The sequence below is a fragment of the Vibrio sp. 10N.222.55.B11 genome, from assembly GCF_041473705.1.
Classification (GTDB): Bacteria; Pseudomonadota; Gammaproteobacteria; order Enterobacterales; family Vibrionaceae; genus Vibrio; species Vibrio crassostreae_C.
Genome location: NZ_JBFRST010000024.1, coordinates 1 through 13292, shown reverse-complemented (window position 1 = coordinate 13292; position 13292 = coordinate 1). Strand labels below are relative to the sequence as shown.

19 protein-coding genes are annotated in these 13292 nt (G+C 41.0%); 3 read left to right on the top strand and 16 right to left on the bottom strand.

Going from position 1 to position 13292, the window contains the following annotated elements:
* Window positions 1-180 precede the first annotated feature (180 nt).
* The 7 genes from radC to AB4503_RS10290 all read right to left on the bottom strand — a co-directional run bounded on the left by radC (window position 181) and on the right by AB4503_RS10290 (window position 5734).
* The gene (gene radC / locus AB4503_RS10320; RefSeq protein WP_372114526.1) at window positions 181-666 is read right to left on the bottom strand and encodes a DNA repair protein RadC; all 486 of its coding nucleotides are present in this window, start codon (window positions 664-666) and stop codon (window positions 181-183) included.
* Window positions 667-717: 51 nt separating this feature from the next.
* Window positions 718-1149 carry a hypothetical protein gene (locus tag AB4503_RS10315; protein WP_372114525.1) on the bottom strand — a complete coding sequence of 144 codons (432 nt, stop codon included), beginning with the start codon at window positions 1147-1149 and terminating at the stop codon, window positions 718-720.
* A gap of 1132 nt (window positions 1150-2281) precedes the next feature.
* On the bottom strand, window positions 2282-2575 hold the full coding sequence (locus AB4503_RS10310; RefSeq protein WP_133152291.1) for a hypothetical protein: 294 nt from the start codon (window positions 2573-2575) through the stop codon (window positions 2282-2284).
* A 442-nt stretch (window positions 2576-3017) separates the two neighbouring features.
* On the bottom strand, window positions 3018-3389 hold the full coding sequence (locus tag AB4503_RS10305; RefSeq protein WP_102466515.1) for a hypothetical protein: 372 nt from the start codon (window positions 3387-3389) through the stop codon (window positions 3018-3020).
* Window positions 3390-3571: 182 nt separating this feature from the next.
* Window positions 3572-3976 carry a hypothetical protein gene (locus AB4503_RS10300; RefSeq protein WP_016787196.1) on the bottom strand — a complete coding sequence of 135 codons (405 nt, stop codon included), beginning with the start codon at window positions 3974-3976 and terminating at the stop codon, window positions 3572-3574.
* Window positions 3966-4940, bottom strand: a complete 975-nt coding sequence (locus AB4503_RS10295) for a ParB/RepB/Spo0J family partition protein (protein WP_372047381.1) — start codon at window positions 4938-4940, stop codon at window positions 3966-3968. The genes AB4503_RS10300 and AB4503_RS10295 overlap by 11 nt, the downstream gene beginning before the upstream one ends.
* Window positions 4937-5734, bottom strand: a complete 798-nt coding sequence (locus AB4503_RS10290; RefSeq protein ID WP_017098126.1) for a ParA family protein — start codon at window positions 5732-5734, stop codon at window positions 4937-4939. Before AB4503_RS10290 ends, AB4503_RS10295 begins: the two co-directional genes overlap by 4 nt.
* Window positions 5735-5995: 261 nt before the next feature.
* On the opposite strand from AB4503_RS10290, the gene AB4503_RS10285 reads away from it, so the two are divergent.
* Complete coding sequence (locus AB4503_RS10285) at window positions 5996-6577, top strand: DUF2913 family protein (RefSeq protein ID WP_017098127.1); 582 nt, start codon at window positions 5996-5998, stop codon at window positions 6575-6577.
* A gap of 96 nt (window positions 6578-6673) precedes the next feature.
* Here the strand turns inward: AB4503_RS10285 and AB4503_RS10280 are convergent, their stop codons facing one another.
* The 5 genes from AB4503_RS10280 to AB4503_RS10260 all read right to left on the bottom strand — a co-directional run bounded on the left by AB4503_RS10280 (window position 6674) and on the right by AB4503_RS10260 (window position 8221).
* Window positions 6674-6883 carry a hypothetical protein gene (locus AB4503_RS10280; protein WP_371708576.1) on the bottom strand — a complete coding sequence of 70 codons (210 nt, stop codon included), beginning with the start codon at window positions 6881-6883 and terminating at the stop codon, window positions 6674-6676.
* Window positions 6876-7184, bottom strand: a complete 309-nt coding sequence (locus AB4503_RS10275) for a hypothetical protein (RefSeq protein WP_102481738.1) — start codon at window positions 7182-7184, stop codon at window positions 6876-6878. The genes AB4503_RS10280 and AB4503_RS10275 overlap by 8 nt, the downstream gene beginning before the upstream one ends.
* A 34-nt stretch (window positions 7185-7218) precedes the next feature.
* Window positions 7219-7635 (bottom strand): hypothetical protein, encoded by a 417-nt coding sequence (locus AB4503_RS10270; RefSeq protein WP_372049841.1) that lies wholly within the window; start codon window positions 7633-7635, stop codon window positions 7219-7221.
* A gap of 5 nt (window positions 7636-7640) precedes the next feature.
* Window positions 7641-7868 carry a hypothetical protein gene (locus tag AB4503_RS10265; RefSeq protein ID WP_017098129.1) on the bottom strand — a complete coding sequence of 76 codons (228 nt, stop codon included), beginning with the start codon at window positions 7866-7868 and terminating at the stop codon, window positions 7641-7643.
* A 116-nt stretch (window positions 7869-7984) separates the two neighbouring features.
* Window positions 7985-8221 carry a hypothetical protein gene (locus tag AB4503_RS10260; protein ID WP_017098130.1) on the bottom strand — a complete coding sequence of 79 codons (237 nt, stop codon included), beginning with the start codon at window positions 8219-8221 and terminating at the stop codon, window positions 7985-7987.
* A gap of 304 nt (window positions 8222-8525) precedes the next feature.
* Between AB4503_RS10260 and AB4503_RS10255 the strand changes: the two genes are divergently transcribed.
* A complete protein-coding gene (locus AB4503_RS10255; protein ID WP_017098132.1) occupies window positions 8526-9017 on the top strand; it encodes a hypothetical protein in 492 nt (163 codons plus the stop codon).
* A 369-nt stretch (window positions 9018-9386) separates the two neighbouring features.
* Here AB4503_RS10255 and AB4503_RS10250 read toward each other — a convergent pair whose 3' ends face one another.
* Complete coding sequence (locus AB4503_RS10250) at window positions 9387-9536, bottom strand: hypothetical protein (RefSeq protein ID WP_372049840.1); 150 nt, start codon at window positions 9534-9536, stop codon at window positions 9387-9389.
* Between the two features lie 47 nt (window positions 9537-9583).
* Entirely contained in the window at window positions 9584-11056 is a 1473-nt protein-coding gene (ltrA, locus tag AB4503_RS10245) for a group II intron reverse transcriptase/maturase (protein WP_372114528.1), read from the bottom strand.
* Between the two features lie 290 nt (window positions 11057-11346).
* On the opposite strand from ltrA, the gene AB4503_RS10240 reads away from it, so the two are divergent.
* The gene (locus AB4503_RS10240; RefSeq protein WP_102257639.1) at window positions 11347-12384 is read left to right on the top strand and encodes an IS110 family transposase; all 1038 of its coding nucleotides are present in this window, start codon (window positions 11347-11349) and stop codon (window positions 12382-12384) included.
* Between the two features lie 223 nt (window positions 12385-12607).
* On the opposite strand, the gene AB4503_RS10235 is transcribed toward AB4503_RS10240, so the two are convergent.
* Together AB4503_RS10235 and AB4503_RS10230 are read right to left on the bottom strand one after the other, a co-directional pair.
* On the bottom strand, window positions 12608-12751 hold the full coding sequence (locus tag AB4503_RS10235) for a hypothetical protein (protein WP_372047100.1): 144 nt from the start codon (window positions 12749-12751) through the stop codon (window positions 12608-12610).
* Between the two features lie 85 nt (window positions 12752-12836).
* A partial coding sequence (locus AB4503_RS10230) for a group II intron maturase-specific domain-containing protein (RefSeq protein WP_372114519.1) occupies window positions 12837-13292 on the bottom strand: 456 nt, incomplete at its 5' end.

Genomic DNA, 13292 nt, shown 5'->3' with positions numbered 1-13292 from the left:
TGCTCTTGAGTGGCAGCATGCGCGGTTAGGTTGATCAGCTCTTCAACGCTTAATGTGACTTTGCTTGATTCAGACATAATAGAAACCTTATTTAGTTGTCTTTAGTTTACTGCATTACGTTACCGAAGTCATTCACGCCAGAATAGGCGTGAATGAGAGACATTTTTCACTAACTAATCGTTATATCCAACCACGCTCCGCAAACGACACCACATCTTCAAAAGACACCACGAAGTGATCGAGTACTCTAATATCAACCAAGGCTAACGCGTCGGTCAGTCGTCGAGTAATACGTCGATCGGCTTGACTGGGTGTGGCATCACCGCTGGGATGGTTATGATAAAAAATGACCGCGCTTGCATTTGTGGCCAGTGACTCCTTGACCACTTCACGCGGGTAAACGGAGGCGGCGTCAATGGTGCCGTTAAACATCTCTTTTGTGCGTAAAACTCGATGCTGACTATCAAGAAAGATCACCCCAAACACTTCGCTTTCATTGGAAGCGAGTGAAGTCTGACAAAATGATTTCACCAATTCAGGGGAATTGAGTGGCGTCTGCTCTGAAACAAAAAACTTAGATTTTAAAATGCTCGCGGCATGGTTCAAGATATCTTTTTCTTCTACAGAGAAAAGGCTGTGATTAGAGTAGTTAGCAAGTACAGACATAATAGATCCCTTTTAATATTTAAAGTCGTGATGGGCGGCGCTCAGTCCGTGTTATTGGCCATACAAGCTAGTCAGAAGGTCTTTCGCTATTTCTTGATGCTTAGCGGTCGTTTCAACGTTTCTCTCTTCTTTTTTCGCGTAGGCGTAATCTTCTCGCATCTGTTTTACCGTCGTCACTCGGTCACATAAGCCAATACTCACCCCTTTTCCTTTCAGGCTTTCCTCCAAGATCAAAGAGTCGGTATAACCAAACTCCTTAAGTAAAATCTCATGCACTTTGACCGCTCGAACGCTCGAATTAAAGTCCGTTGAATTCACCCAGATAAGTCCTTTTGAAACCGTCGCTGAAACAGTCGAACGAACTGCACGTTCAACGACCCGACAGGAGATATCATTTTTTGGTGAGCTTTCGTGCCCAGCGGCGAAACGCTGGTCGCTGAACATCGGTTTAGAGAGAGTTGGGGTTGAGTGTCGTTGTGCCATGAGGAGTTTCCTTTCTGTTTGAGTATCACTTTATGGAGCCGCTTGGCTGTCCCTACCTCAAACAGGGTTCTTCTCTGCAGGGGCGCGAAGCGTTCATTTACCCTTGCAGAGAAGGTTCTGATTTAGGAGGGTCAACAGCCTGCGAGCCCCATCAAATGATGCGAGTCGAAAGGAAAACCGGCACATAAGGCAACAAGCCCTTACTCGAACTTAATGGATGTCAGTGAAAGGAGTGAGAAGGTACGACGAACGGCAACGAGGAAGAATGACGAGGCGCTGGCGTTCAGGATTGCAGCGATATCCTTTTAGATAGGGACTGTAGAGAGGCACATTCTGGGGCGGCACGCAGTGACTCATCAGGGTGATGCCACTCTTAGACCATAGGTGAAAGATACAAGCGAAAAGCCTTGCCCGTAGGGGAACGCCCAAGGCAAGGCTCAATTGTTCTAGGTAGAGACTAACTCTCCTATCTCCCCAAGGTCAGCCATATCCTTTTAAACTGGCTCTTTATTTTCATCCTGAGACGATAAGCCATCAACTAATTCAATGATTTTCTACAACTCATCGATCTTAATCGAACTGTTATAATTGGCCTATGCCATAGCGAGTACCATTTGATAAAGCACATCAGTTCTTAATGTACCAGCACGGCTACCAGACTATTCATATTGTTTACACATTGCCATATCACTGCTTTTACTGGCATTGAATCGAACTTGGACAGGAAAATCATTCATGATTAGCATCAACATTGATATATTCAGCTAAACATTTAGCAATTTCGCCGTACACTCATCGTCCGGTGAGGACGGTGAGAAATCACCAAAATACGTTGTAGTCATATATCGATACTAACCCTGAAGAATAGACACATAATCCTTCCATACCCGCGTAAGGTTTGTGCTTGTCCAATTTTGCATGCAAAAGTCACAATGCGAAATTGAAAGTCACTCTCCACGCGTCCAATGAGCTTTGAGTTAGACCTAACATAAATATTCTCATATTTTCTAAATTAATCATGAGCAATTTTGCATGCAAAATCGAGTGTCGCTTTAACGCTCTTTGAGTTTGATAGTAAAGAACGTTAAAAGAAGTAAAGAAGTAAAGAAGTAAAGAAGGGATATCGCTCAAATCAATCTTGAACAATCTTAAATTCAGATCGTTTAACTTTTGCATCAATAGCTCGGTTATATTTTTCAAGACGCTCTATCTGCGCCTTGTATCTTTCATCAACTTTACCAACAAAAGCCGCATCGAGCTTTGAAGTAAGATCAGCTAGTCTCGCTTTAGGTTCATTTATTGGCTCTCCAGAATACGTCCAGGCACCGAGAATCCAAGTAATCACACGCTCTTCTAGCTCTCGTTTAAGAGTATCAACATTGTAATGTTTCATTCGTCGGCAATGCTCTTCATCAGGAGTTACCACTCCACTGTAATCCTCAATATCAAAATCGTTGATACTAAGCGTAAACCGATTCGTAGGTCATTCAACATACATAATAGGTAGAAGTGATTTCTAGAAAAAGTCGTGAGCGGATACGAGCCTGAGCCTTTAATGTATGCAATAGCAAGTTTCTTAGCTAAAGCCTGTCTAGCGTCTTTAGCCCGTTTTTTTTCTTGCTCATCTCTAAGTCGTTTTTCTTTAAGGTGAGTGAATTTATATTTAACACTGTCCAGAGCTTCTCTAGCTTTCACGATCGCTTCAATTTCTTCTTCACTAAACAGTGATTTAGTATTTCGATCTCCTAAAAGCTCCTTAGCTAAACCATTACTTAAACGAGTGATCGCGGTTTGCTTTTTCTTGGCCTTATCTGAATCCTAATACTTGAATAGCTCTTCGTTCATAACTTAACTCCTAGAATATTTAATCAACCGAAAACACTTAACCCTTTGTCGGATATACGCCAATAGATTTTGGCCGTATTTCTTTGGTAGCTATCACCAATAACGACTTGGCCATCTTTATCTAACACTCGTCGCTCAATAAAACCCGCATCGAGTAGGAGATAGAGCACCTTATGGGAATTACTAAGACTCGGCACATCGAGCAGTTGCTCTTTCAGTGAATTAGCCTCATAGAAAAAGGTTTCATCATCTAATTTCAATCGTTCGACCTTGTCATTATCCAAGTTGTGATGACAAAGGTTCATGATCGTTAAAAGCTGAAAACAAAGTGATTGTCTAGGTAATTGAGAAAGCTCATGTAAGTGCTTAATTCTTTGTTCATATGAAAAAATCATGACGGATTCTCTGTTTATTTTATTGGTGTCATTGACTGCATCGACGCGCCCAATCTTCGCTCATTGATTCTTGGTCTGTGAGAAGTTTGGATTTAGTCTTCTCAAATAGCATACGCGCGCCAAGTTCTCAGTCTTCACGTTGTTCTTCTACATTATTTAAAAACGCCGCAACTAACGTTCAGTTATTCGTATTCGCCGGAGTTCTCATTTTGTGCTTGCTTTGCAAGTTCTAGCCACTCGCCTAATAACACTTTCCAACTTTCATTGATTGGGTAGTCATTCAAGAGCAGAAAGCGAGCTGTAATAGCTTTTTCAATATCAGTATTTGGCAACCAATCAAGCTCAATCAACAAGTCAAAGGAAGCTCTACAAGCCCATTGAGGAGCGCGACTTTCAATAACCCAAGATTTTATTACCTCACCTGGAGGGGGGGACCTATGAGCAACATATGACCGATCGACAGCTCTAGTCGTTATTTGTTCAATGGCTTGAGTAGCACTGCCTTCAAAATGTAATGAGTACAACTTAATTAGGTTGGCTCGATGAGCATTCACTACTTGAGCCAACTTTTTTTTATTAGTGGACATGTTCTATCGAGTGATACCCAATCACTGCAATATCTCTGGCTGGTACTGTCAATTTCCCTGGACTAGAATCGAGTACAATAACTATTTGGCCACTTTCGGCTTGGCCATTGAGATCAATGAAGCCTTGCTCCCCCTCAAACGATATTCTTATTCCATTATTTTTCGGGGTAGGGGTAGCACCTGATACTTTCGTTTGAGTGACTTCATTTAAAGACGCCTCATTTGTTACTTCTTGATGCTCAGGGGAGGGTTGTTCTTCATCAGCTTGCTTTGATTTAGCCTCTTTCTTAGAAGCCTTTAGGTTTTTTACAAGCTCTTTAGCTTCTTTACGTGAAACAGGAGATTTAAGAAGTTTCTTTGTTTCTGCCTCGCTGAGTTCTGCTGCAATACGTAGAGAGTTGACGGTATCGACATCGCGGATAATGCCATTGTGATAAGCAAGCTCAATATAAGGAGGGCATTGAGCTGCCTTTCGGAAAGCGCTAATACGAGACTCAGATAAGCTCACAACATTAGCTAGATCTTTGTTCTCAACAATCCCTTGCTCTTCCATTAGCAGCTCTAAAGCGCGGCCTGTCTCAAAAGGAGTAAGATCGTTTCTATGAAGGTTTTCTGATAGTTGCGCTAACACTGTTCCCGCGTCACGCACCAAACATTCTACGTGAGTGATTTTATCACTCAGGTTGGCCGCTCTCCAACGACACTCACCCACTTGTATTTTGTAGCCACGAATATCTTTATGAGTCACTACGATGGGTTGAAGCTGTCCAATATCGTCCATATTTTTAGACAGATCGGCAATGTACTCTTCATCAAAGAATTTACGTACTTGTTCAGATGAATAGATATCCTCTTTAGGGATCAGAACAACGCTCTCGCCAGGTTTTATCTCGTTGATTTCTTCATCGAGCAACGATTTAGACTTATTGCTCATTAAAGATTTAAAATCTTTTTTACTACTCATGACAACGCCTCCGCTTTCAACTCAAACTCTTGCATCAAAGCATTGATATTGATGTATTCAGCTTTTTTAGCGTCGTACTCAATAATGCTTTGCTTGAACGCTGAGGCTTCTGAAACCCTAGTTGTATGGATCACCTGAGTCTTGAATACCAGGTCGCCATAATCCTCAGACAACTTGGTAGCGAAATAATCTTGCAATTGAGTTGGGACTTTTTTCACCATGTTTAGGTACATACCTAATACAGATACATCCAGACCATAAGTACTTTTGATACGCGCTACGGATTTAAGGATCTTCGATACACCTTGAAAACTGTCTTCTTCTGCTGTGGTAGGAATCAATAAACCATCACACGCGATAAGGGCCGAGTATTGCAGGTTTCCAACAGAAGGGGCGGTGTCGATAAATACGTAGTCGTATTGTTCAGCCAGTTTATTTATGTTTTGAGCAAAGAAACCAATTTCATCATTTGTACAGTTGTTAAGACTGCTGATATTGAAAGTAGCACCAAAGATATGAAGATTTGAATTGAGTTCGACAGGCTCACCATAGAACTCTTCATCGAAGAATGAAATGACATTCGCCTCACCGACTTTTCGAGTGATAGAGGCGGGTTTCGCTTTGCTCTCGTCATTTTGGTCAAAATACTTATCCGTCAAATTACATTGCGGATCCATATCTACAACCAACACTTTTTTACTGCGCACATGAGAAAAGTAGTAAGCCAAGTTAACAACAGTAGTCGTCTTACCAACTCCACCTTTTTCATTACCGATCGCGACGATTTTACCCATTAGTATTACTCCTTTGAGACTGGCGTTAACGCCTGATTACAAGGTTAATACTAAGGACAAACTGCTAAAAGTCAATAAGAAAAAACAAGATTTTGCATGCAAAATTGATCGGTCATAATTTACACACAATTTCAGGGGATAACTACCGAATAACTCATGAGATCTTTTATCAAATTCCAACTATCGTGATACGCCTCTCTAAGATGTTGACGCGAATTTTCTGATAAACTAAGGCTTCAGTTATCTAGATAGAATAAACTCATGAGTCGGAACCTTAAACACTATCAAGCCCTTGATGAACTTGTAACAAATTCACTTCTCGGACTGTATTGCACGATGAGTCAGCAAGGCGGATTTTGGACAACTAAAAGAAGAAACGAGCTGTTAGTAAAGTTCATCAAACCAAAAGTAAAGCGCCCTCAGTTTTCGACATGTAAAAATGAACTAAAAACAATGCTCAGTATTGGCCGCAGTGGAACAGGTAACCTTGAAGCAAAACTATGGGATATAAATCGACTGAATCTCGAGTATCAAGCCAAATTCTCACAGGCTGACGAACTCTATATCATGTTAACGGAATTATTTGAGCAGTATCAATTCCCATCGATGCTGGAAGATATAGAAAAAGAGATTGAACGAGACACTCTCTACATGAAAGAAAAAAGCGTTGAGCAAGGATTTGATGAAGACAGCAATCAAATAAAGCCATTGGCCATGACAGTGAAAACCCATCGGTTGAAATTGTTAATTAAAGCACTGCAAGCCAAAGGGATTTATCGCGTTGAAATTGTTAGTGAAGATAAAGATGAAGTCATTCACCTTTTACTGCATCGTGAGAGGTAAGGGGACACTACTAAGGAGAGTGATTACTTCCATAAACATTTTGCTCTTAGTTAATATGCTCACGAAAACAAGCACATCTAGTAAGAGCAGGGGGCTCTAGTCTATTTTTTTTACAATAAGAATAGATACAGTAGGGTGGTGCTCTACTACTTTTATAACACCTCCACGGCTCCCATTTTCATGATCCCAATAGACTGTATCGCCTTTGCCTACTGGATTAGCAAAATACGCAATAGTCCCTTCTGAACGCTCTACATCTTCACTATCTTGGCTAACTATTATGAAATACTTAAATTTGTCAGTCATTTTTGTTTTCGCTCTCGTTAAATGTTCCAAAAACAGTGATTAAAGCATCAACAAACTCACCGGCTTTAACTTCACCAAGAAAACACGGTTTGAAGGAATCTGTAACCATATATTTTTTCTTAGCAGGAACGTAGATCATCGAATCTGGATTAGCCGCTAAATAGTATTGAAAGACCTTACTCACCTTTTGACGGCCTAAGCCCAAATGACGGTAAATATCTTTACTGGTAACGTGACCATTGAGCATTAGCTTTGCATCAATCAGTTTTAATACAGCATCATCAAGTAATGGACGTGACACGATTTTTCCTCGTTAAATAATCTCAAAATCAATTCTACATTGGAACGATGTCGTAATGAGTCCATATCTTAGATTGTTCTATTTTTTCAATCGATTGTTCAAGGCGATTTCTTAATAAATGTTTATCATCCAATTCATCCGAGTAAGCTTTCAAGGCATGCACTACATTAGGATATTGAGTGCATAACGAACCACTGGCTTGAAGTGCATAAAGATGAGGGTGAGCCAATCGTGGATGAAACTCAAATTTAACGTTATAACCAGCCATCTTTAACCGATGTCGTATGGTTCCAGAACGCAGAGTCCTAATTTTTATCTTTGAAAAAATCAGTTCCGCTTCCTTACGATTTTTTGCCTCGAAAATATCGTGTACAACTACTTCGTTTAAACCAAAGTCTAAATAGTCATCGCTATAAATAACTTGATCACAAATAAAAAATAGTTTTGCCAAGTGCTCTAACCTTTACTTTCTAAACTATCGGCAATTTCGCGGAGTTGCCTGACCCATTCTGCTTTAGAGCCGCTTTTAAATAACACTCCGTCAAAGCATTGCTTCAACGAAAAACAAGAAAGTGGGAGCTCTGGCGATAGGGACACCATTAAAACATCGGCCTGGTAATCATCAATCATAACCGTAGGCTTAATTAGACACGTTAATCCCTTCGGATTAATTTCACTGTTCATAACAAATTATCCCTCGCTAATTAGACTTGCCGCTGGCTGTTACTGTACCACGCGACCATTGAATAAATGTGGTCGAACTAATTTTCCATTTTCTTATTTTTCGCATACTTTCTCTATTAGCAGCGTCTTAATGTTTTATCGTGATACTTCATTGTTGCCGCCCCTATAGACAATGTGCTAACAGCAAAGAAAGCAAACCAACGATAATTTAGATATTTAGTTACGGCTGACAATGCATCCGTTGGTACTGGTGATGTCCACGTAATAATGAAACTAATAACGCTACTTAACATAAGAGCAACGGTAATAATTATTCCAGTCTTAACTTTCCAATCAAAAAATTCAAAAATCATGTTCTCCATTCCCTACGATATGAGATCAATTTAACGTCATGACAAATACTATACATACTGATGTATAGAAAGCAAACGACTTGACTTAAATAACGTCATGACAGAAAATAAAAATCATGAAAATTCAAAACGGCAAAAGAGGGCGACCTAAACAGGACGTAACTCTTGATAAAAAACAAGAAATTCGATGTACAGAGAATGATAAAGCGCTGTGGAAACTTGCAGCCCAAGATCACGAGTCGGTTAGTGAATGGGCTAGAGAAATCCTTACGCGAAGCGCTAAGAGGAAGGTTAAGGACAGTTAATGACTTGGAAAGGTTTCACTATTGAAGGCGACTTTTATGACTTAACCCATCTACAAAGTACCTCTCATGACATCGAGGTTGATGGTAACTCAGTAAAACTACATGTTAGTTACGCCAATCACTGCTTTACTGATGAGAAAGAAAATGGGCCAATACTTTTTAGGCAGGAAGGGCGATACTGGTGTCATGAGAGATACCAATGCAGCATAGAACTTCCGGATCTCATCAAAAATAAGCTTATCGATAACTATGCTGTGCCTTACATGACCAAGAAAGGCGAATCCTATCATTACATGGAAGCATTTGATTACGCTATCTTCTTTAGTATTTCTAAACCAAATGGCACTACCAATGAATTGAAACTTAGAGTCAATTCAGCTTATGAGGTGGACGACTGGGGTAAAGGAACTCTACCGAAGGGTAAAGCCAAGCGTGTTAGCTGGATACTTTCACAACGACTTCAGGGAAAGTCGGTGCTTAAAAGAAAGTAGTAGATATGAAAAAAGCACCCTAAAGGTGCTTTTAACAAATAAAAAATCTGGTCTGGTCTTTATCTTGGATTATCCTGTTCACTGACTAGGGGAATCGCTTCCGACACCAACACCCTCAAAGAGAGTTCCAGTATGTGTTGACACCCCTAATATTACGCAATAGCGTATCAATTACCAATAGATTTTACCTATCAAAAAATCAAATCCCCCCCCCATATTCCTATCTAAAAAGCCATATCAGCAATTGTTAGTATACTCACAGTATTTGTATCTGGGGTTTTGTGCCCATTTCAGAGAAAAGTCCAATGTGAGTCGCCAGCTCTTTATTTATAAGGGCTGAATGCTGGGGTATGTTTCTTGGACCATCTCTTATAGCGTCAATGCTGTTTGGTAATTAAGATACGACAGAATCGCTCGGTGATCACTCTTGAAACCAATCATCTGAAACACGTTTTTGTCGAGTAGACGACACTTGTTACCAAGTGCCGCCCCTCTAAGAACCGTACGTGCAACTTTCACTGCATACGGCTCAAGCCTCCACTAAGGCATCATTGATACCCAGCAACTTATAACGCAGTCGGGACAGGCTCTTTCCAAGAGTTACGAGCTAGCCTTTTAGATTTTCTCTTCACCAGATATTCTTGGTATTGAGGGTCAAAAGGGGTCGCAGCACTCCTAATTTTCACGTGTCTTTCGATAGGCACTTTCGCTATTTGGAACAGATTGAAGTGACAGTCCATGTTCATGATTTTCTGCCAACCGTGAAATTGCCACTGGCCTTTACGATTGAGAAAATACTTGTGCACAACCCAGTCTTTGGACTTGGTTGGATGACGTCTAACTGCCCAGTGCCATAACGCTTGGAATAGTTTGTGGCCGACATACCCGAATACTTGTTTAGCAACACAGTGGCGATAGTAATTCGCCCATCCCCTAAGTTTCGGATTTATCAACTTGATAAGATCGTTAACAGGGATGGTTGCGTGCTTTTTAATAAGTTCACGTAGATTTCTAAGGAATAACAGCGTATTGGGTTTGCTCGGTTTAATGAGCAATTTCCCTTTGTACTTCCTGTGATTGAAACCCAGAAAGTCAAAGCCATCATCAATATGAGTGACCTTCGTTTTTTCTTCGGAGAGGGTTAACCCTCTTTCTGCCAAAAAGCCAGCAATCAACGGTTTGATATCGTTCACTAGCACTTCCTTTGAAGAGCAGGTGACCACAAAATCATCCGCATAACCGATAAAGTTGGCCCTAGCACCCATTTTCAGAGCTGTAGATTTTATTTGTTGCTCTATTCCCGCGAGAGTCATTAGCATCAAGGTTGGAGATATTATTCCACCTTGAGGTGTACCTTCTTCGGTATCGTAGAACAGCCCCTTATCTACATAGCCAGATTTTAACCATTGCTCTAACATTCGTTTATCTACAATGATATTGTCCATCAGCCATTTATGCCCGATTTTGTCGAAGCAAGCCTTAATATCTCCCTCAAGAACCCATTTCGCGGATTGCTTTAGAGCCAAACATTTGAAGCACTGACTGACAGCGTCAGCCGTGCTGCGATTTGGTCTAAAACCATAGCTATTGAGGTCGGCAAACGTTTCGGACACAGGCTCTAATGCAAGAAGGTGGAGGGCTTGTTGTGCTCTATCAATCATGCATGGAATACCCAGTGGTCTGAGCTTACCGTTCTTTTTGGGAATGTAGATACGTTTGAGTGGTTTTGCAGAGTAAGCCTTGCGACTCAGTTGATCGACTGCTTTCATACGGCGTGCATCTGTGTTCCAGATGACACCGTCTATTCCAGGCGTTTTACTGCCTTTATTCTGAGAGACTCGCTTAACCGCAAGAAGCTTGGCTGAGCGAGAATGAGTCAAGAGCCACTGTAAAGACTTCACCTTACCGTGTTTCTTTTCTCTAGTTGCTTTTGCGATACGCATTTGAAGCTTCAATACGTGTACTTCAACGGATTTCCAGTCGATGGACTGCCATTGATCGCCGTCAGAATATGCACTAATCTCTTTCGAGATCACCATTTGCTTTTCTCCTTGAATAAAGTTCTTCAAATTCTCTCGCAATGGAAGACCAGTCGGAAGTGGGCTCACTTTCGTGATCAGACATAAGTCTGTATCTGCATCATTACAATGTAGCTTTCGCTTTTTCCGACCTCCTATACCTGCACCACTATCGGCCACAAAGGCTTTCCCAAAGGGAGTGATACAGGCTTACCCTGTTCCGTATGTTGCGTAAAGTGTCAGGTTAGATAATTGGACTCCCCAACCCTAAGTCCTACAATAGTAGGGTTCAAAATAATTTGGAGATTCAAATGAACAAGACGATTGTTGGCGTTGATTTAGCTAAAAAAGTGATCCAAGTTTGTATTTATACAAACAGAAAAGTGCACTCAAATACAGAGATGACACCGAAGGCGTTTACTTGTTGGTTAGTAAATTCAAGGCCTGCCACAATCGTGTTTGAAGCTTGTGGTACTTCGAATTATTGGAAGCAACTCGCTTCTTCTCATGGGCATGATGCTCGTTTAATCTCATCGAGATTAGTTGCTGTGGTCAGACAAAATCAGAAAACTGACAAAAATGATGCTTTGGCGATAGTACAAGCATCACTGTTACCTGATGTGAACTTTATTCAAGGTAAAACAGCCGAACAGCAGCAACTACAATCGATTGTCCGCTTACGAGAACTAAGCATAAGACAAAAAACCGCTTCTAAAAACCAATTGATTGCTTTGTTATCTGAATTAAATATTCAAGTCTCCAACAGAAATGGGGGGTTAAGAGCAACAATTGATGAAACCCTAGAAGACGCAGATAATGGTTTTTCACCTTCGTTTCGTCAGGCAATATCTACTGCCTGGGATCAATATTTATCGCTGGTTGAAGCGATTGATATTTACGACAACTGCCTTGAAGAATCTTTGAATTATCATCCTGAATGTAAGAAGTTACTTAAAATTGAGGGCATCGGTATCCTTAATGCTGTTAACTTATATATCGCGCTCGGGTGTGCTGACATTGGAGCTTTTAGTAAAGGGAAAGCAGCCGCAGCCTGCATAGGGCTCACACCAATACAACATTCAAGTGGGGGGAGAGCTAAAATCGGTTCGATAGGAAGAGGTTTTAAAAATACTCTGTTTCGAAGCCAATTGATTACTGGTGCGATGTCGATCGTAAGCAAGGTTGCCAATCGCCCACCGAAAACAAAAAAAGAAGAGTGGCTAAAAAATTTAATTGAACGTAGAGGTAAGAAGTGTGCTGCGGTAGCGTTGGCAAATAAAAATGTCAGAACAGCATTTGCTATTTTAACTCAAGGTACGGAATATAAAGCTGAACCGTTAGTATCTTAGTAAATTGTCTTAACAGTAAAATGCATAAATTGGATGAAAATCAGTTAGTCAAAGCAGCGGGCATCTGAGAGTCTTGAACTCGTAGCTTAGATTTGCTACTAACTCGCGTAAATATCGTAGAGCCTGAGTTAGCTACTCTTGTTGAGCTCGTACATAAGTGCGCATTTATTTCTGATTTACTGACGATTACTGTTGACAATGGGGAGTCCACATAAGATGCCCACTATAGTGCGGAGAGTGCAGTGACCACGAAAAAGTACTGTCCAACCTCTTTCCAACTCTCATTGCCTTTTGGCCACAGCGTATTAACCACTTCCGCTGCTTCATCATATAACGCACCTGTCGGGTGGACGACACTTGTTACCAAGTGCCGTCTCCCTAAGAACCGTACGTGCAACTTTCACTGCATACGGCTCAAGCCTCCGCAAAGGCATCGTTTGATACCCAGCAACTTATAAAGCAGTTAAAACAGGATCGTTCCAAGAGTTGCGAGCTTTCCTTTTGAATTTTCTCTTCGCCAAGTATTCTTGGTGCTGAGGGTCAAATGGCGTTGCGGCACTTCGGATTTTCACATGTCTTTCTATTGATACTTTGGCTATTTGAAATAGATTGAACTGACAATCCATATTCATTATCTTCTGCCAACCGTGAAATTGCCATTGGCCTTTTCGGTTGATGAAGTACTTATGGGTGACCCAACTTTTTGATTTAGTTGGGTGACGCCTAATAGCCCAGAGCCATAATGCTTGGAATAGTTGGTGTCCAACGTATCCGAAAACTCGTTTAGCAACACAGTGGCGATAGTAATTCGCCCATCCCCGTATTTTGGGGTTTATCATTTTGATAAGGTTATTTACGGGGATCGTTGCGTGAGTTTTGATGAGTCTGCGCAAGTTACTTAAGAATGA

Coding starts and splice junctions, on each gene's coding strand:
- AB4503_RS10265 (WP_017098129.1), bottom strand. CDS start 7,868: ATGAACAGTGAAATTAATCCGAAGGGATTAACGTGTCTAATTAAGCCT.
- AB4503_RS10255 (WP_017098132.1), top strand. CDS start 8,526: ATGACTTGGAAAGGTTTCACTATTGAAGGCGACTTTTATGACTTAACC.
- AB4503_RS10240 (WP_102257639.1), top strand. CDS start 11,347: ATGAACAAGACGATTGTTGGCGTTGATTTAGCTAAAAAAGTGATCCAA.
- AB4503_RS10305 (WP_102466515.1), bottom strand. CDS start 3,389: ATGATTTTTTCATATGAACAAAGAATTAAGCACTTACATGAGCTTTCT.
- ltrA (WP_372114528.1), bottom strand. CDS start 11,056: ATGGTGATCTCGAAAGAGATTAGTGCATATTCTGACGGCGATCAATGG.
- AB4503_RS10285 (WP_017098127.1), top strand. CDS start 5,996: ATGAGTCGGAACCTTAAACACTATCAAGCCCTTGATGAACTTGTAACA.
- AB4503_RS10260 (WP_017098130.1), bottom strand. CDS start 8,221: ATGATTTTTGAATTTTTTGATTGGAAAGTTAAGACTGGAATAATTATT.
- AB4503_RS10295 (WP_372047381.1), bottom strand. CDS start 4,940: ATGAGTAGTAAAAAAGATTTTAAATCTTTAATGAGCAATAAGTCTAAA.
- AB4503_RS10300 (WP_016787196.1), bottom strand. CDS start 3,976: ATGTCCACTAATAAAAAAAAGTTGGCTCAAGTAGTGAATGCTCATCGA.
- AB4503_RS10280 (WP_371708576.1), bottom strand. CDS start 6,883: ATGACTGACAAATTTAAGTATTTCATAATAGTTAGCCAAGATAGTGAA.
- radC (WP_372114526.1), bottom strand. CDS start 666: ATGTCTGTACTTGCTAACTACTCTAATCACAGCCTTTTCTCTGTAGAA.
- AB4503_RS10290 (WP_017098126.1), bottom strand. CDS start 5,734: ATGGGTAAAATCGTCGCGATCGGTAATGAAAAAGGTGGAGTTGGTAAG.
- AB4503_RS10315 (WP_372114525.1), bottom strand. CDS start 1,149: ATGGCACAACGACACTCAACCCCAACTCTCTCTAAACCGATGTTCAGC.